This is a genomic window from Thalassovita sp. ABM4_323, from assembly GCF_056158665.1.
The window spans coordinates 2,245,331-2,263,321 of sequence record NZ_JBSWTS010000007.1 but is presented as its reverse complement, the minus strand read 5'-3'; the positions used below and the strand labels follow the sequence as shown (position 1 = coordinate 2,263,321).

The 17,991-nt window shown below is 61.3% G+C and carries 19 protein-coding genes; 12 read left to right on the top strand and 7 right to left on the bottom strand.

Features of this window, described 5'->3' with window-relative positions:
- Positions 1-134: 134 nt before the first annotated feature.
- The 6 genes from purF (at position 135) to ACXADQ_RS13585 (ending at position 5,876) form a co-directional block, all read left to right on the top strand.
- Positions 135-1,589, top strand: a complete 1,455-nt coding sequence (gene purF, locus ACXADQ_RS13610) for an amidophosphoribosyltransferase (protein ID WP_475326081.1) — start codon at positions 135-137, stop codon at positions 1,587-1,589.
- A gap of 108 nt (positions 1,590-1,697) precedes the next feature.
- Complete coding sequence (locus tag ACXADQ_RS13605; protein ID WP_475321480.1) at positions 1,698-2,261, top strand: DUF2199 domain-containing protein; 564 nt, start codon at positions 1,698-1,700, stop codon at positions 2,259-2,261.
- A 51-nt stretch (positions 2,262-2,312) separates the two neighbouring features.
- Positions 2,313-2,954 carry an SDR family NAD(P)-dependent oxidoreductase gene (locus ACXADQ_RS13600; protein WP_475321476.1) on the top strand — a complete coding sequence of 214 codons (642 nt, stop codon included), beginning with the start codon at positions 2,313-2,315 and terminating at the stop codon, positions 2,952-2,954.
- Between the two features lie 231 nt (positions 2,955-3,185).
- Positions 3,186-3,968 (top strand): 5'/3'-nucleotidase SurE, encoded by a 783-nt coding sequence (gene surE / locus ACXADQ_RS13595; protein ID WP_475321473.1) that lies wholly within the window; start codon positions 3,186-3,188, stop codon positions 3,966-3,968.
- A complete protein-coding gene (locus ACXADQ_RS13590) occupies positions 3,965-4,615 on the top strand; it encodes a protein-L-isoaspartate(D-aspartate) O-methyltransferase (protein WP_475321471.1) in 651 nt (216 codons plus the stop codon). Before surE ends, ACXADQ_RS13590 begins: the two co-directional genes overlap by 4 nt.
- A gap of 67 nt (positions 4,616-4,682) precedes the next feature.
- On the top strand, positions 4,683-5,876 hold the full coding sequence (locus ACXADQ_RS13585; RefSeq protein WP_475321469.1) for a peptidoglycan DD-metalloendopeptidase family protein: 1,194 nt from the start codon (positions 4,683-4,685) through the stop codon (positions 5,874-5,876).
- Here ACXADQ_RS13585 and ACXADQ_RS13580 read toward each other — a convergent pair.
- From ACXADQ_RS13580 to ACXADQ_RS13550, 7 genes are all read right to left on the bottom strand, one after another.
- Positions 5,873-6,697, bottom strand: coding sequence for an ATP-binding protein (locus ACXADQ_RS13580; RefSeq protein WP_475321467.1), 825 nt, complete (start codon positions 6,695-6,697; stop codon positions 5,873-5,875). The two genes, ACXADQ_RS13585 and ACXADQ_RS13580, sit on opposite strands and share 4 nt — an antisense overlap.
- 8 nt (positions 6,698-6,705) lie before the next feature.
- Positions 6,706-7,683 carry a twin-arginine translocase subunit TatC gene (gene tatC / locus ACXADQ_RS13575; RefSeq protein WP_475321463.1) on the bottom strand — a complete coding sequence of 326 codons (978 nt, stop codon included), beginning with the start codon at positions 7,681-7,683 and terminating at the stop codon, positions 6,706-6,708.
- A complete protein-coding gene (gene tatB / locus ACXADQ_RS13570) occupies positions 7,680-8,135 on the bottom strand; it encodes a Sec-independent protein translocase protein TatB (RefSeq protein WP_475321459.1) in 456 nt (151 codons plus the stop codon). Before tatB ends, tatC begins: the two co-directional genes overlap by 4 nt.
- A gap of 3 nt (positions 8,136-8,138) precedes the next feature.
- Positions 8,139-8,354 (bottom strand): twin-arginine translocase TatA/TatE family subunit, encoded by a 216-nt coding sequence (locus tag ACXADQ_RS13565; protein ID WP_475321455.1) that lies wholly within the window; start codon positions 8,352-8,354, stop codon positions 8,139-8,141.
- A gap of 129 nt (positions 8,355-8,483) precedes the next feature.
- The gene (locus tag ACXADQ_RS13560; RefSeq protein ID WP_475321451.1) at positions 8,484-9,566 is read right to left on the bottom strand and encodes an ABC transporter ATP-binding protein; all 1,083 of its coding nucleotides are present in this window, start codon (positions 9,564-9,566) and stop codon (positions 8,484-8,486) included.
- 83 nt (positions 9,567-9,649) lie between these two features.
- The gene (locus ACXADQ_RS13555; protein ID WP_475321446.1) at positions 9,650-10,690 is read right to left on the bottom strand and encodes a methyltransferase domain-containing protein; all 1,041 of its coding nucleotides are present in this window, start codon (positions 10,688-10,690) and stop codon (positions 9,650-9,652) included.
- A 128-nt stretch (positions 10,691-10,818) separates the two neighbouring features.
- Positions 10,819-11,598, bottom strand: a complete 780-nt coding sequence (locus ACXADQ_RS13550) for an SDR family oxidoreductase (protein ID WP_475321443.1) — start codon at positions 11,596-11,598, stop codon at positions 10,819-10,821.
- Positions 11,599-11,765: 167 nt separating this feature from the next.
- Between ACXADQ_RS13550 and ACXADQ_RS13545 the strand changes: the two genes are divergently transcribed.
- The 6 genes from ACXADQ_RS13545 to ACXADQ_RS13520 all read left to right on the top strand — a co-directional run bounded on the left by ACXADQ_RS13545 (position 11,766) and on the right by ACXADQ_RS13520 (position 17,965).
- Positions 11,766-12,773, top strand: coding sequence for a Hint domain-containing protein (locus ACXADQ_RS13545; RefSeq protein ID WP_475321439.1), 1,008 nt, complete (start codon positions 11,766-11,768; stop codon positions 12,771-12,773).
- Between the two features lie 104 nt (positions 12,774-12,877).
- On the top strand, positions 12,878-13,711 hold the full coding sequence (locus tag ACXADQ_RS13540; RefSeq protein WP_475321435.1) for a universal stress protein: 834 nt from the start codon (positions 12,878-12,880) through the stop codon (positions 13,709-13,711).
- Between the two features lie 119 nt (positions 13,712-13,830).
- A complete protein-coding gene (locus ACXADQ_RS13535; RefSeq protein ID WP_475321432.1) occupies positions 13,831-14,670 on the top strand; it encodes a 2OG-Fe(II) oxygenase in 840 nt (279 codons plus the stop codon).
- A gap of 71 nt (positions 14,671-14,741) precedes the next feature.
- Complete coding sequence (locus ACXADQ_RS13530) at positions 14,742-16,352, top strand: peptide chain release factor 3 (RefSeq protein WP_475321430.1); 1,611 nt, start codon at positions 14,742-14,744, stop codon at positions 16,350-16,352.
- Between the two features lie 125 nt (positions 16,353-16,477).
- Positions 16,478-17,311, top strand: coding sequence for an alpha/beta hydrolase (locus tag ACXADQ_RS13525; RefSeq protein ID WP_475321426.1), 834 nt, complete (start codon positions 16,478-16,480; stop codon positions 17,309-17,311).
- Positions 17,312-17,350: 39 nt separating this feature from the next.
- Positions 17,351-17,965: a hypothetical protein gene (locus ACXADQ_RS13520; RefSeq protein WP_475321422.1), complete on the top strand. Its 615-nt coding sequence runs from the start codon at positions 17,351-17,353 to the stop codon at positions 17,963-17,965.
- Positions 17,966-17,991 lie beyond the last annotated feature (26 nt).

The following is a 17,991-nucleotide window of genomic DNA, read 5'->3' as shown; positions in this document are numbered from 1 at the left end:
GACAAAAACAGACACCGCCCGTGCAAAAGCCGGGCGGTTCTTTTATGATCCTTTCGTGACAGTTGCGTTCTCACGCCCTATGTAAGGGCCAACCTGCCAGACAACGGATTCGGAGCACAGCCTTGTCCAAGCATATGCCCCCCGCTCACCCCTTTGATGATGACAAACTGAAAGAGGAGTGCGGTGTGTTCGGCGTCATCGGCGTTGCCGATGCTGCCAATTTCGTCGCCCTTGGGCTGCACGCCCTGCAACATCGGGGCCAAGAGGCTGGCGGCATCGTCAGCCATGATCCTGTCGCGGGTTTCAACAGCGCCCGACGTTTTGGGTATGTGCGGGATAACTTCACATCGCAAACCCTGATGCAAACCCTGCCCGGCCCATTGGCCATTGGGCATGTGCGCTATTCCACCGCCGGGTCTAAGGGCGCCGCAATCCGCGACGTTCAGCCCTTCTTTGGTGAATTTTCCATGGGTGGGGCCGCGATTGCCCATAACGGCAACCTGACCAATGCCGACGCCCTGCGCCGCGAGCTGATCGAGCGTGGCTCGATCTTTCAAAGCTCGTCGGATTCGGAATGCATCATTCACCTGATGGCCCGGTCCTTGCAGCGCAACATCCCCGAACGGATGGAAGACGCGCTGCGCCGCGTCGAAGGCGCGTTCAGCGTTGTGGCCATGACCCGCACCAAGCTGATCGGTGTGCGCGACCCGCTGGGCGTGCGCCCGCTGGTTCTGGGCAAGATCGGGGACGGCTGGGCGCTCAGCTCGGAAACCTGTGCGCTGGACATCATCGGCGCCGAATACGTGCGCGAGATCGAACCCGGTGAAATGGTCGTGATCAGCGAAGAGAAAGGCATCGAAAGCCTGCGCCCCTTCCGCCCGCGCCCGTCCAAGTTCTGCATCTTCGAACATGTCTATTTCTCGCGTCCTGACAGCATCATTGATGGGCGCTCGGTCTATGAAACCCGGCGTCAGATCGGCGTAGAGCTGGCCCGCGAAGCCCCAGTCGAGGCGGATCTGGTCTGCCCCGTGCCCGACAGCGGCACCCCCGCCGCCATCGGCTTTGCCCATGAAAGCGGCATTCCCTTTGGCCAGGGCATCATCCGCAACCAGTATATGGGCCGGACCTTCATCGAACCGACCGAGCAGATCCGCAACATGGGTGTGCGCCTGAAGCTGAACGTCAACCGCGCCCTGATCAAGGACAAGCGGGTGATCCTGGTGGACGACTCGGTGGTGCGCGGCACGACCTCGCGTAAGATCAAGGAAATGATCCTGGATGCTGGCGCCGCCGAGGTGCATTTCCGTATCGCCTCTCCGCCAACGGCCTGGCCCTGTTTCTACGGTGTGGACACGCCCCAGCGCGAAAAGCTGCTGGCCGCCACCATGACCGAAGAGGAAATGCGCCAGCATCTGAACGTGGACAGCCTCAAGTTTATCTCGTTGGACGGCCTGTACCGCGCCGTGGGCGAGGCCGAGGGCCGCAAAACCGATTGCCCGCAATATTGCGATGCCTGTTTCAGCGGCGAATACCCGGTGACCCCGACCGATATGATCGACAAAGGGTTCCAGCTGAAGGCCGCCGAGTAAGCCCCTGAACACCACCTGACTTCACAACGCGCCGGTTGCGATACCGGCGCGTTGTTGCATCTGGGGTCCAGCCGGTCTAGGCACGGGCAACCCTATGGAGCTCTGGCCATGTCTTTGCTTGACCTCGACGCCCGCTGGCGCCGCTTCAACGACCCGGATCGTGCATGTCCCTGTTGCGGGCGGCAGTTCTCGGGCGTGTATGATATCGCGTTTGACCATCCCGCGGCCTGGCCGCATCCCGAGCGCGCCAATCAGCCCTTTGTGAAGGTCGGCGAAGATCAACTGGCCGCCGATCTGTGCCGCGTGGGCGCCCATCGGTATCTGCGGGCCCATATCGCGGTACCGATCCAAGGCGCAGATGACGCCATCCACCTGACCCCTTGGGTGCATGTTTCGGATCAGGTCTTCTTTGCCTATCTGGACACGACCGATACGGCCAACGCCGCGCTGCCCGAACCGGCCCAAGCCCAGCTGAACAACGACCTGCCGGACCTCGCCGATATTGGCGCGACCGTCACCCTGTATTTCGACGCCCAAGACACCCTGCCCCGGATCGCCACACCTACCGGCCCATTGGCTCAGGCCCTGGAAAACGGGATCAGCTTTGATCAGCTGCTAGATCTCTATGCCGCGTGCGGAGACGACATCCGCCCGCATCTGTTGCGCGACTAGGCCGCGCCGAACCCCCTTGACCTGCCCCCCGTTTGGAAGGAAACCGCAGTCATGACACAGAAAATTGCCCTCATCACCGGAGCAACCCGCGGCCTGGGTGCTGCCCTTGCTGAAACGCTCTGCGACACCCATCACATCGTGGCCGTGGGCCGCACCACCGGCGCGCTGGAGGAACTGGACGATCGCATTCAGGCCAAAGGTGGGCAAGCCACGCTGGCACCCATGGACATCACCAATGTCGACGCAATGGCGCAGTTGTGCCGCTCGATCTATGACCGCTGGGGCAGCGTCGACCTGTGGGCCCATACGGCCATCCATTGCGCGCCCCTGTCGCCCGCCAATTTCATTGACCAGAAAGACTGGGAAAAATCTGTGGCCTGCAACGTCACTGCCACCGGTCAACTGATCCCCTTCATCGCGCCCCTGCTGGGGGAAACGGGCACGGCGCTGTTCTTTGATGACCCGCGCGCCGGAGCCAAGTTCTTTGGCGCTTACGGGGCAACAAAAGCCGCCCAAATCGCACTGGCGCGCAGCTGGTCGGCGGAAACCGTCAGAACCGGCCCGCATGTCCATGTTCTGGATCCTGCTCCGATGGGCACCGCCACGCGCGCGCGGTTCTTCCCCGGCGAAGACCGCGCGCCGCTGGCAAATCCGATGGACGAAGCCAAGCGCTTGCTTGCGGCGCTAACGTAAGGGGGGCGCTGCCCCCGTCGCCCTGCGGTCGACTCCCCCGGAGTATTTCCAGAGCAAAGAAGCCCCTTGGGGGGAGAAGGCGCGCAACCTGCTGCTTTTTCTAGGCTCAAATACCCATTGCGCACCGCTAGCCCCAAAGGCTGCAAGGGTGGCTTGGCGCAGGCCTTCGCGCTTGCTCCCTTTGGTGTCGGGGGCTAGTAAAGAAGCAAGAGGCTTGGAGCGGGCGATTTTATGCGAGTTTTGATTACGAATGACGACGGGATCAACGCGCCCGGTCTGGTGGCTATGCACGAGATTGCGCGTGATCTGGCGGGACCGGAGGGCGAGGTCTGGACGGTTGCGCCTGCTTTTGAACAGTCCGGTGTGGGGCATTGCATCAGCTATACGCATCCGATGATGGTGTCGAAAATGGGCGAGCGCCGCTATGCCGCCGAGGGGAGCCCAGCCGATTGCGTATTGGCCGGGGTTCATCATGTGATGAAGGATGCGCTGCCTGATTTGATCTTGTCCGGGGTCAACCGGGGCAACAATTCAGCGGAAAACGCTCTGTATTCCGGTACGTTGGGCGGGGCGATGGAGGGGGCGCTGCAACGCATTCCCTCGATTGCCATGTCGCAATATCTGGGACCGAACAATTTCCATGCAGAAGACCCGTTCGAGGCCGCGCGCGTCCATGCCCCGGCTCTTTTGCGCAAGTTGTTGGAAGCCTGGCCCGAAGAAAGCGAAGGCTATCGGCTGTTCTATAACATCAACTTCCCACCTGTGCCTGCGGATCTGGTTGAGGGGACAAAGATCGTGGCCCAGGGATTTCGCGAGCATACCCGGTTCAGTTGCGAGCCGCATTTGTCGCCTTCGGGGCGGCAATTCCTGTGGGTCCGTGGGGGCGAGCAGCATCGCCCGACGGCGCCTGGTACGGATGCGGCCGCCAACTTGGAGGGCTATGTGTCGGTCACGCCGATGCGCGCGGATCTGACGGATCATGCCCTGCTGGAGCATCTGAAGGGGCTGGAATGATCGACGACGACGACGCCACACGCAAGATGCAATTTCTGTTCGCCCTGCGCTCGCGCGGGGTGACAGATATGGGTGTCCTATCGGCGATGGAAAAGGTGGATCGCGGGCTGTTCGTGCGGGGCTTGTTCGCTGAACGCGCCTATGAGGACATGCCACTGCCGATTGCCTGTGGGCAGACGATCAGCCAGCCCTCGGTTGTTGGGCTGATGACGCAGGCGCTGGAGGTGTCGCCACGCGACAAGGTTTTGGAGGTGGGCACCGGCTCGGGCTATCAGGCGGCGATCCTCAGCCATCTGGCGCGGCGCGTGTATACGGTGGACCGGCATCACCGGTTGGTGCGCGAGGCGCGGGCCGTGTTCGACCAGCTTGGCATCGTCAATATCACCGCCTTTACCGCTGATGGCAGCTTTGGATTGCCCGATCAGGCGCCGTTTGATCGCATTCTTGTGACGGCTGCGGCCGAAGATCCCCCGGGGCCTCTCTTGGCGCAGCTGAAAATTGGGGGTATCATGGTGCTGCCTGTGGGCCAGTCGGATACGGTGCAAAGCCTGATCCGTGTGCGGCGCCATGAAGGTGGATTTGAGTATGACGAGTTGCGCCCTGTGCGTTTCGTGCCCCTTGTCGAAGGGCTGGCGCGGGACGAGTGACACAGAGGCGCCAAACGTATGAGTAGGAAAGCCCCGGCCAACAAGGGGCGATTAGAGGACCTCGAGAATGACCCAACCCCGCCGTTTTTCCTCGGCCCGTGTGTTCATGGCAGGCTCTGCCCTGGCGCTGTTGGCCGCCTGTGACCAACCCTTTGATTTCGACCTGCGAGGCCATTTCGGAGATGCGTTCAGCACCTCCGAGGCGGCCCGTGGTGTAACCGGTGAACGTCCGGATCCAGATGATCGTGGCATCATTTCCTATCCGGGCTATCAGGTCGCCGTGGCGCGTGGTGGAGACACCGTGGCCGATGTCGCCAACCGCATCGGCATGGATGCCAACGAACTGGCTGATTACAACGGTCTGCGCCCCGATGACGTGCTGCGCCGGGACGAGGTGCTGGCCCTGCCCCGCCGTGTCTCTGAACCCTCGCCCGAAACTGGCGCCGAGGGGACCGGGCCGATCCAGCCGCCCTCGAACGTGGATATCGAAGGCATCGCTGGCGCCGCGATTGATCGGGCGTCGGCCTCGAAGGTGGAAACCACCGAGCTGCCCGCCGCAGACCCCGCCAGTGACGCCCCCGTTGGCATCGAACCGATCCAGCACAAGGTGGTGCGCGGCGAAACGGCCTATACCATCTCGCGGACCTATGGCGTGTCCGTCCGGGCGCTGGCCGATTGGAACGGGCTGGGCCCCGATTTCAAAATCCGCGAGGGCCAGTTCCTGTTGATTCCGGTGCCGGATGCCCCCGCCCCCGCGCGCGCAGCTGCAACAACCGCCCCCGGCGAAGGCAGCCCCACGCCCACACCGCCCAGTGCCTCGCAACCGTTGCCAGCCGAGAAAACGGCCCCTGCGGCCAAGGCGGCTGCGGCCACTGGGGCGCCGGATCTGGGTAAGACCCAAACCGCATCAAAGGCGGCGATGGACATGCCCGTGAATGGGAGCATCATTCGCGGCTATAAAAAGGGTAAGAACGACGGGATCGATATCTCGGCCGCGCCCGGAACGCCGGTGCGCGCTGCCGCCAGCGGCTCGGTTGCAGCCATCACCACTGACGCGGATCAGGTTAAAATCATCCTGGTCAAGCACGAGGACAACCTGCTAACCGTCTATGCCAATGTGGATGCGATTTCGGTCAAGAAAGGCGACAGCGTGAAGCGTGGCCAAAGCATCGGCAAGATCGCCTCGGGGCAGTCAAACTATGTGCATTTCGAGGTGCGCAAGGGCTTTGATGCGGTCGATCCTACCGGATACCTGCCCTAGATTTTCACGCCCTTACGGCCCGCCAAATCGGTGAAATACTGCCAGGCCACGCGCCCCGACCGGGACCCGCGCGTGGCTTGCCATTCAATGGCCTCGGCGCGCATGTCATCCTCGGCGATCTGCACACCATAAGCCGCGCAATAGCCGCGGATCATGTCCAGATATTCGTCTTGCGTGCACGGATGAAAACCCAGCCAAAGCCCAAAACGATCCGACAGCGAAACCTTTTCCTCGACCGCTTCGGACGGGTTGATCGCGCTTGAACGTTCATTTTCGATCATGTCGCGTGGCATCAGGTGGCGCCGGTTCGAGGTGGCATAGAACACCACATTGTCGGGGCGCCCCTCAATCCCGCCATCCAGAACGGCCTTGAGCGATTTGTAGTGCTGGTCGTCATGGCTGAAGGACAGATCATCGCAGAACAGCACAAAGCGGTGTTTACTGGCCCGCAGCAGGTTCAACAAACGCGCGACCGAGGGCAGATCCTCGCGCTGCAGCTCTACGATTTTCAGCGCGTGGCCCTGGGCCAGAACTTCGGCGTGGATGGCCTTGACCAGGGATGATTTCCCCATCCCCCGCGCGCCCCACAGCAACGCGTTATTGGCTGGCAATCCTTGGGCAAATTGCGCGGTGTTCGCCAGCAAGGTATCGCGCGAGCGGTTCACCCCGATCAGCAGCGACAGGTCCACGCGATTGACTTGGGGCACGGGTTCCAGCCGGTCAGGCTCGACATGCCAGACAAAGGCATCCGCGGCGTCAAAGTCAGGCGCGGCCAAAGGCGCCGGAGCCATCCGCTCCAGCGCCTCTGCAATGCGTTTCATGGTTTTCTTCACGACTTGTTACCGCTGTTATCGACCATGCCGGGATCGTCTTCTTCGTCCTCGTCGAATTCTTTCATCAACGGATCGTCGAACTCTTCCTCGGGATCAGTTTCGGCGGCGTCTTCATCTTCGTCGTCATAATACCCTTCTTCGCGCAGGCGGGCCTCGCGCTTGGTTTCCACACGGGCCACCAGGAAGATCGAGATTTCATACAGGCCATAGACCACGACGAACAGAATCAGCTGCGTGGTGACATCCGGCGGCGTCACCAGAGCGGCGACAGTCAGAATGCCCACAACGGCGTATTTGCGGGTGTTGCGCAGCCCCTTGGCCGAGGCCAGTCCGGCCTTGCCCATCAGCGTCAGCAGCACCGGCAGCTGGAAACACAGGCCAAAGGCCACGATCATTTTCAGCGTGATATCAAGGCTTTCGTTGACCTTACCGTTAAAAACAATGTCGATGCCTTCTTTGGCCGTGGTCAACGAGCTGTCCACATCCTGCCCGACCAACAGCGCCGAAACAAAGGACGGGAAATCCGCGAAGCCCAGGAAAAACGCCATGGCCAGCGGGATCACCACGTAATGGGCAAAGGCGCCGCCCATCAGGAACAACACCGGCGAGGCGATCAGGAAAGGCAGGAACGCGTTCTTTTCGTTCTTGTAAAGGCCCGGCGCCACAAAGCGCCACAGCTGGTTCGCGATCACCGGGAAGGACAGCGCCAGCCCCCCCACCATCGAGATGCGGATCAGCGTAAAGAAATACTCCTGCGGCGCGGTGTACTGCATCACCGGGTTCGGGTTGCCCAGAGCGCGCATGGTGTCCTCGATCGGGACCAGCAGGAAATCCAGGATGTGGCGCCCGAACGAGAAACAGATCACCATCCCAATGATAAACGCGATGACCGAGCGGATCAGACGCGTGCGCAGTTCGGCCAGATGCTCGATCAGCGGGGCCGAGCTGTCTTCGATCTCGTTACTGTCGGTCATGCCTTGTCCTTTGGCGCCTCGTCCGTTGCGGGGTCCGGCTGAGCCTTGGCGGCCTCTGCGGCTTCGGCCTCGGCGGCCTGACGGTCCGCCTCACGCTTGGCGGTCGCATCGTGGATCTTTTTGGCGACTTCGGCGCGATCCTCGTCCAGGCTTTCGTCCTTGGTGGGGTCCCAATTGGTCAGCCCGTCAGTCACGTCCTTGGTCGCGTCTTTTACCTTGTCCAGGCCAAACTGGGCGGGGTTGGCCGCTGCCTTGATCGAGGTCGAGATATCCTTGACCCCGGCATCGTCAGCCGCATCTTCCATCGCCCGCGAAAACTCGCGCGCCATTCCCTTAGCCTTGCCGACAAAACGGCCGACCGTACGGAACAGGCCCGGCAGGTCCTTGGGACCCACCACGATCAAAGCCACGATCCCGATAACCAGAAGCTCGGTCCAGCCCAGATCGAACATGTATTAGACCTTGTCCTTGTCGGTCTCGGGCGTGACGTCCTTGGCGGCTTCGGCGGCCTGGTCTTCCAGTTCCTTGTTGCCTTCGTTCACACCTTTTTTGAACGAGGTGATGCCCTTGCCGACTTCGCCCATCAGCGAGCTGATCTTACCGCGACCGAACAGAACCAGCACGACAACGGCAATCAAAAGAAGGCCGGGCAGGCCGATATTGTTGAGCATGTTTTTTCTCCCTTTGTGGGCCCGTCTTTTTGCGCGCCCTGCGAAATGCACGATTTGTATCTAATGATGAACCGCCTCGGTTGGAAGAACCAAAGCGCCGCAAGGCTTCATTTTTCTGAATGATTGGCGTCAGCCTGCCGACGGAAAGACAAAACAACGGTCACGACGGAACATCAGCCATAGCGGATGGCCGACTTTGGGCAGGAAAACATTGGGCACCGTGGCCTTCAGAACCGAGCCGTCGAAATCCATGCGGATCTCGACCAGGCTTTCGGATCCCATAAAGCGCGCCCGCACAACTTCGCCCCGGGCGGCGACACCGTCCTGAGGCGTGGGCAGTGGGCCTTTGCCACCGCGGTCAAAGTCTATTTTCAGGTGCTGCGGGCGGATCACGATATCCACCTTGGCCCCGTCCGGGACGCCGGGCGCCAGGAACTGACCAAAAGGAGTATCCGTCAGCGCACCATGAACTTCACCCGTTACAACATTGATATCGCTAAAGAAAGCAACCGCCTGCTTGTCAACCGGGGCGTTGTAGATGTTGTACGGAGCCCCCTGCTGAACGATCTTACCCTTGCGCATCAGCGCGATCTCGTCGCCCATACGCAAGGCCTCTTCGGGCTCGTGCGTCACCAACAAAACGGCCGCTTCGGTCTCTTTCAGCAGCTCAAGGGTCTGATCACGGATGTCGTCACGCAAGCGGTTGTCGAGCCCAGAAAAGGGTTCGTCCATCAGCATGATCTTGGGGCGCGGCGCCAAGGCCCGAGCCAAGGCGACCCGCTGTTGTTCCCCGCCCGACAGCAGATAGGGAAAACTGTCGATAAACCGCTTCAGCCCGACCTTATCCAACAGCTCTTCTACACGTGCGCGCTTTGCCTCTTTCGAGCCTTTCAACCCAAAGGCCACATTGTCGCCCACACTTAGATGTGGAAACAACGCGAAATCCTGAAACATCAGCCCAATCTGGCGTCGCTCAGGAGGGATTCGGAACACGGTGTCGCAGATCAGGTTTCCGTCTACATAGATCTCGCCCGTGTCCTGCATCTCGACGCCCGCGATCATCCGCAGCGTTGTCGATTTCCCGCAGCCTGACGGCCCCAGAAGACAGGTCACCTGCCCCGGCATCATGCTGAGCGAGACATCATCGACCACCCGTTGCCCGTCAAAGCTGCGGACAAGGTTGCGGATTTCCAATCTTGGGGCGGATAGCACGTGCCCTGGCCTCTTACGGTTTCCCGATGGAATTAATCGGGCTTTCCCCCGCAATTACCAAGCAGCGCGCCAAGGCACAAGGCTTAGCAACAAGATCCGGCCTCGGCACTTGCATCACGCTCGAACGGGCTTTCGCCGCCGCAGCCCTCGAAAATTCCGTAGTGGGTGGAAAAATCCCCGATAAAGTCGAAATGCGGGGCAAAGCGCGTGTCGGCCAGCATTTTCCACGTGTTGCCACAGACCGGGAACACCTTACCGGTTTCGATCACGTGGTGGTCATCCAATTCAAATGCATGAGGCGCGTGTTCGACCGAGCCCTTGTAGATCACGGCCTGTCCGTAATCCTCGCAAGCGCTTTCCAGCCCGTCCAGTTTGAACAGCCGATAGGTCGAAGAGTTAAACTTCAGCGGAGCAACCCGTTTTTCCAATTCGGGGTTTTCGATGGTCAGCGGGCGCTGCTCTACCAGACGCGGATCATCGAACCCGGCGCGTTTGGCAAAGGTCAGAAAATCGTTCCAATACAGCGCCCCGGACAGGCATTCGCCATACAGAACCTCGTCTTGCGCCATTTCCAGCGGCACCCGGCGATCCGCGTACACGTCCGAGAAATACATCTCGCCGCCCGGTTTCAGCAGGTTGTAGGCGCCGCGCAGAACGGCCTCTTTGTCGGTGGCCAGGTTGATCACGCAGTTGGATACGATCACGTCAAAGCTGCCCGGTTCCAGGTCCAGCGCGTCCAGTTTCTCGATATAGCCCTGATGGAAGTCCACGTTGTCATAGCCGAATTTCTCGGCATGCCAGGGTTGGTGCGCGCGCGCCACATCCAGCTGTTCGGGCGTCATGTCCACGCCAACCACACGGCCCTTGGGGCCCACCAGCTGCGCCAAAGCATAGACGTCGCGCCCTGCCCCGCAGCCCAGATCCAGCACCCGCGCACCCTCGAGTGCCAGGGGCATCACCAGGCCGCAGCCATAGTACCGGGTCAGGACCTCGTCATGAATGCTGGACAGAACCTTTTTCACATAGTCCGGCATGGCATCCGGGGTGCAGCAGGCGTTGGTTTGCAGATCGTCACTGCCTTGCAGCACCTTGCCGTAATAGTCCTGAACGTTTTCGTGTTTCATGGTCATCCCCGCGTTTGCCGTTGCGCCCTAGGTAACCACAGCCCGCGCTGCACTCAATCACCAAGCGGCAGGTTTAACGAAACCGTTACAATCCCAGAGGCAACGGTTTCGCCAATATTCGGACGTGATCAGAGCGTGGCGTTCAGCGCGCCGCCATCCAGCAGGATGTTCTGACCCACGATATAGCCCGCATGCTGCGAACACAGGAAGGCACAGGCCGCGCCGAATTCTTCGGCGGTGCCATCGCGCCCTGTCGGGTTTTGCGCAACACGGGCGGCGGTGTATTCCTCGAGCGGAACCCCCTGCGCGGCGGACATTTTCGCATCCATTCCGCGAATGCGGTCCGTGTCATGGTTGCCTGGCATCAGGTTGTTGATCGTCACACCTTTGGGGGCCACCTGGCGCGAGGTTCCGGCCACATAGCCGGTCAGGCCCGCACGCGCCGAGTTGGACAGCCCCAGCGCCGGGATCGGGGCCTTGACCGAGCGCGAGGTGATGTTGACCACGCGGCCCCACCCCTTGTCCATCATCTGCGGCATCAACGCCTTCATCAGCGCAATCGGTGCCAGCATGTTGGCATCCAGCGCCGCGATGAAATCATCGCGATCCCAGTCGCTCCAGACTCCGGCGGGCGGGCCACCGGCGTTGTTGACCAGAATGTCGATATCGGCGGCGGCCTCGATCACGGCGGCCTGGCCTTCGGCGCTAGCGATATCCGCGGCCACGGTGGTGACATTCACGCCGTATTTTTCGCGGATGTCGGCGGCTGTGGCCTCCAGCGTTTCGGCGGTGCGTGCGTTCAGCACCAGATCAACGCCCTCGGCCGCCAAGGCCTCGGCACAGCCCCGGCCCAAGCCCTTGCTGGATGCGCAAACCAGTGCTTTTTTCCCTTTGATCCCCAGATCCATGTTCACTCTCCAAGTTGTTCTTGCCCAAAGGTCTAAGGGGCCGCGATGCCAAGGGCAATCTCTCAAAGCCTGAAAATCTCCGTTGCGTTGACCATATGCCGCCACAATCCTAGTTTAGGTCTTGCGGTCGGAAACCCTTGTCTTTTGACCCGAATTCAGGATCGCGTATGTCCCAGAGCCGCCAATCTCCGTTTGCCTTGCCCGTGCTGCGCGCCCAAGCGCTGCGTGCTGACAGCGGTGCAAATGCAGGGGATGCGCTGTCATTCGCGGACGAACTGGTGCTGGATGATATCTATTTGCTCACCGACGCAAACCAGCCACAGCGCCTGTCGCTGCGCCCGCAGGCCTCTGGCGCCTTTGCGATCACGCGGTCGGCCACCGTAGGCCAGCCCGGCGCCACGGTCTGTCTGGACAGCTGCCTGACCTGGATGTCCCCCGATGGCAAGACCCAGGAAATGCTGGTGCTGGTCGAGCTGGATCAGGATGGGATGGTGGCCTCGGTGCTGGCCATGCCATTGTCGCCCATGCTGCCCAAGACCGAATACCGTCTGGTCGGGATCGATCCGGATGGCGCGCGCGCAAAGCTGGCGCAGGTGGCCTGTGTGTCCTTTAGTGCGGGCACCCATATCACGCTGGCCACGGGCGAGCAGCGCCTGGTGCAGGATCTGAAGGCCGGCGACAAGGTTCTGACGCGCGACGATGGCCCGCAAGAGCTGCGCTGGATCGGCCATTCCACGCAGCGCGCCGTCGGAGAGTTCGCACCAATCCGTATCAGCGCGGGAACGCTGCACAATGCGGGCGATCTCATCGTCAGCCCCGATCACCGCCTGTTCATCTATCAGCGCAGCGACGAGCTGGGCTTGGGTCGATCCGAGGTCATGGTGCGCGCGCGCCATTTGATCAACGGCAGCTCGATCACGCAGCTGGATGGTGGTTTCGTCGACTATTACCAGCTGCTGTTTGACGACCATCAGATCATCTATGCCGAGGGGATCGCCGCCGAGACTCTGCTGCTGGACGAGCGCACGCAGCCTGCCCTGCCCGCCAATCTGGCCGCGCAATTGATGGCCGAAACCCTGTCCCATCGCAGTGATCACGCGGATCTGGAACTGGACGATCCGGGCGAAGACAGCGCCGGTTTGGCCGACCTGCTGCGCCGCGCCAGCACGGGATAAGCCCCGCGCCGTGCGCCCTGGGGCTCCTTGACGTGTCTCAAGTGCAAAGCGTCTGATTTTGTCTATACTTGACGCACAAACGCCTCACGAGACCGGAGCCCCGCATGAGCAAACATATCCTAGTCGCCACCGATCTGTCCCCCCGCGCCGACCGCGCTGTTCGGCGGGCTGTGCGCTTGGCCAAGGGACATAACGCGCGGCTGACGGTGCTGCATGTGCTGGACGACCACTTGCCCGACGAGGTGCTGCGCCACCTGCAACCCAAAGCCACCGAACATTTGGAACGCTTCATGGACACCGTTTCCGATGGCGTTCCGGTGACCCTGCTGCCCTGTATCGGGCACCCGACCGAGACTATGCTAGAAATGATCCAGGATCAGGATCCTGCGCTGGTGGTGATGGGGATGCATCGCACCCGCCCCGTGTTGGACAGCCTGCGCGAAACCACGGTGCAGCGGGTTGTGCGCCTGACCGACTATCCGGTGCTGGTGGTCGCAGATACGGTGGATCATCCGTATGAAACCATCCTGGCTGCTACGGATTTTTCATGGGCCTCGGCCAAGGCACTGAACCTGGGCCATTCACTGGCCCCCAAGGCGCAGATCACCCCGGTGAACGCCTTGCACATCCCCTATCGCGGGATGCTGGCCGGGTCCTCGGACGCGGCCGGGGACGCGCTGGCGGCCTCTTTCCTGTCCGAAGCCCATACGGCTGACGCAGACTGGCGCGCGCGGATCGCCCTGCCTGTGACCATGCATGCCACCAAGTTCGTCGAGGGCTCGCCCTATGGCACGCTGAAATCGATCGCGGATCAGGGCGGCGCCCAGTTGATCACCGCAGGCGCCCATGGCCGGGCTGGGGATTATCGCGCGCTTTTGGGCAGTCTGGCCAATGATCTGCTGCGCGATCCGCCCTGTGATGTGCTGATCGCGCGCTAGAAACGCCACGAAATCGCACCGTTTCGGCCTCAACAGGCCCCAAAACACCCTGTTTAACTTTGGTGAACCCGGTCCGAGCCGCTACTCTGGCCGCATCTCTTTTGTATCCGGAGCGCCCCATGGCCGAGCCACATTATCCTCTTGATCCCAAGTCGCTGCTGTTGTCAGCGGACAAAGCCCGCGAGATCGGAAAATCCTACGCCGAGACATACCAATCAGGCGAACCCTATCATCACATCTGCATCGACGATTTCTTGCCTGAAGAGGTGATCGACCAGGTGATCGAGGATATGAAGCTGCTGCCTGACGCGGTCGACAGCTATTCGCGCGCGCAGGAAAACCTGAAAAGCTCGTATAATCCTGACCGTCTGCCAGATTTCACGCGGCACCTGTTTCACAGCTTCAATTCGCGCCACTTCATTTTCTTCCTCGAGGAAATGACCGGCATCAAGGGCCTGATCCCCGACCCCTATTTCGTGGGCGCGGGCATCCATAAAACCCTGAACGGTGGCCATCTGGACATCCACGCCGATTTCAACGTCCACAAGGCGATGAAGCTGGAACGCCGCCTGAACGTGCTGATCTATCTGAACAAGGACTGGCAGAAAGAATGGGGCGGTAATTTCGAAATTTGGGACAATGACATGACCCACCAGATGGGCAGCTTTGAACCCACCTATAACCGGATGGTCTGTTTCTCGACCGGGTCGGACACGTTCCATGGCAACCCCGAACCCGTGAACCACCCCGACGGCGACCCGCGGATCTCTATCGCGCTGTATTACTATACCGCGACCTGGGACGACACGCGGATTGAACACACGACCCTGTTCAAACCCCGCCCCGGCACCAAGGATCAGGCCGACCGCAAGGTCGCGCGGGAACAGGCGCTCAAGGAAATCCTGCCGCCGTTTATCTTCCGCAAGGTGATCGGTCGATTGCAGCGTTTCGGGTTCTAAACCGGCCTAAAAACCCCAGGCGGGGCTGCAAACCGTTGCCAAGCCCCGCATCCCCCAATATATGCGCGGACATGTTGGATACCGCCTCGAACCGCCCCGAATTGCCGCCCGAGATCGCGCGGCGCCGTACCTTTGCGATCATCTCGCACCCGGACGCCGGTAAAACGACGTTGACGGAGAAATTCCTGCTATACGGTGGCGCGATCCAGATGGCCGGTCAGGTCCGTGCCAAGGGCGAGGCGCGCCGCACCCGGTCGGACTTTATGAAGATGGAGCAGGACCGCGGAATCTCGGTCTCGGCCTCGGCCATGTCGTTTGATTTCGGGACGTTCCGTTTCAATCTGGTCGACACCCCCGGCCACAGCGATTTTTCGGAAGATACCTATCGCACGCTGACAGCGGTGGACGCGGCCGTGATGGTGATTGACGGTGCCAAAGGCGTGGAAAGCCAGACCCGCAAATTGTTCGAGGTCTGCCGCCTGCGCGATCTGCCGATCCTGACCTTCTGTAACAAGATGGACCGCGAATCCCGCGATACCTTTGAAATCATTGACGAGATTCAGGAAAACCTGGCCATCGACGTGACCCCGGCCAGCTGGCCCATCGGTGTGGGGCGTGATTTCATCGGCTGCTATGACATGCTGCATGACCGGCTGGAACTGATGGACCGCGCCGACCGCAACAAGGTGGCCGAGTCGATCAAGATCGAGGGGCTGGACGATCCCGAACTGGAAAAACACGTGCCTGCCGAGCTGATCGACCAGCTGCGCGAAGAGGTCGAGATGGCGCGCGAATTGCTGCCCACTTTGGACCCTCAGGCCGTGCTCGAGGGCCACATGACCCCGATCTGGTTTGGCTCGGCGATCAACTCGTTCGGCGTCAAGGAACTGATGGACGGCATCGCCAACTATGGCCCCGAACCGCAGCCCCAACAGGCCAGCCCGCGCCAGATCGCGCCCGAGGAAAAGAAGGTCGCCGGCTTTGTTTTCAAGGTTCAGGCCAACATGGACCCCAAACACCGCGACCGTGTGGCGTTTGTCCGTCTGGCCTCGGGGCATTTCAAGCGTGGCATGAAACTGACCCATGTGCGCACGAAAAAACCCATGGCGATTTCCAACCCCGTGCTGTTCCTGGCGTCTGACCGTGAACTGGCCGAAGAGGCCTGGGGCGGTGACATCATCGGCATCCCCAACCACGGCCAGCTGCGCATCGGTGACACGCTGACCGAGGGCGAGATGATCCGCGCCACCGGCATTCCCTCGTTTGCGCCCGAATTGCTGCAAACCGTGCGGCCGGGCGATCCGATGAAGGCCAAGCACCTGGAAAAGGCGCTGATGCAATTCGCCGAGGAAGGCGCCGCCAAGGTCTTCAAACCCAATATCGGCTCGGGCTTTATCGTCGGGGTGGTGGGCGCGCTGCAATTCGAGGTTCTGGCCAGCCGCATCGAGCTGGAATACGGCCTGCCCGTGCGCTTTGAGCAGTCGCAATTCACCAGCGCCCGCTGGGTTGGTGGCGACAAGGCTGACGTGGACAAGTTCGTGCAAGCCAACAAGCAGCACATCGCCCATGATCACGACGGTGACATTGTCTATCTGACCCGCCTGCAATGGGACATCGACCGGGTGGAACGCGACAACCCGGAAATCAAGCTGACCGCAACCAAAGAAATGCACGGCGAATAGTCAATCCGCACAAGAAAGGCGGAGGCGCGGACTGTGCGCCCTGCCCTTTGTCCAAAATTTGCCATAAATTGACCGCATGACGTGGTGTCACCGCTTGGATGGACATTCTTGCAGGAGGCATGGGGATGCGATGTAAACTTGGGATTTTGGCCACTTTTCTGGGCCTGCTGATGGCGGGCGCCAGTGCGTGGGCCACGCCGAGCCTCGTGGATTTGTCCTATGGGCCCGATCCGCGGCATCGGCTGGATGTCTATCTGCCTGAGCAACCCCAAAAAGCGCCCGTCATCGTGATGGTTCACGGCGGAGGCTGGCGCTTTGGCGACAAATCCAACCCCAATGTGTGGCAAAACAAGGTGGCGCACTGGACCTCTCAGGGCACAATCGTGGTGACGGTGAATTATCGGTTGCTGCCCCAGGCCGACCCGCTGGAGCAAGCCAAGGATGTTGCGCGCGCGTTATCCTTTGTGCAGTCCCGCTCGGATGACTGGGGGGGATCCGAACGCAACACGATCCTGATGGGGCATTCCGCTGGGGGGCATCTTGTGGCCCTGTTGAACGCCGACCCCACGCTGGCCCATATGCAAGGTGCCAAACCCTGGCTGGGCAGCGTCGTGCTGGACACGGCCGCGCTGGATATACCGCAACTGATGCAACAGACCTCGTCACGCCTTTACCGCGATGCCTTCGGCGAGGACCCGGCGTTTTGGGCGGCGGCCTCGCCCATGCAATCGCTGACGGCGGGCGCGCCCCCGGTGTTGTTGGTATGCTCGACCCGCCGTGTCCTGCCCTGCCTGGAGGCCCGAAAATTCCAGATGGCCGCGATGGAACGGGGTGGCAAGGCGCAAACGCTGCCGGTGGACTATTCCCATCGCTCGATCAATGCGGTGCTGGGTCTGGACCGGGCGTTCACCCGCCAGGTTGACGACTTTCTGACCGATATCGGCCTGTACGCACGCTGAGCCTTGCCCCTTGGCCCGAACCTGGCGCACTCTGGCGTTATGCCCCTACAGAACCGCGTTTTACCCACCGGAGAGATCATCGCCCATCCCGCGCGCGGGGGCCTGACGGGCAATCGCGGGATACTGCACAGGCCTGACGGCACGTTGGGCGTATCGCGCTGGCAGCACCCGCATTGGGTCTGTTGTGCCCTGTCCTTTCGTGGGCGCTATCATGGCCCCATGCCCGAGCGCGGTTGGACAGCCCTATTTTTCCTGGACGAGGCCGTGGCTCTGGCGGCCGGGCACCGCCCCTGCCATCAATGCCGGTATGCGGAGGCCATGCGGTTTCGCGATGCCTGGCGCGCGGCTCATGGCGGGCCTTGCACAGCGGGCGATATCGATCGCTTGCTACATCCCACGCGCGTCACCCGTGCCCGACAGCAAGTGCGGTTTCAGGCCCGGGCGCGCGATCTGCCGCCCGGTACTTTCATCTTGCGCGACACGCCTCTATTGCTGTTATCCGATGCTGCGCTGCCCTTTGATCCGCGCGGGTATGGCGCGCCCATGTTGCGCCCGACGGGAGAGGTTACGGTTCTGACCCCTCAGCCAATCGTGCAGGTCTTGCGCGCGGGATACCACCCGGTTTTGCATGCCTCCGCGGGGGCCAAACACTAGGCCAGATATCGCTTGCCCCCTGCGGC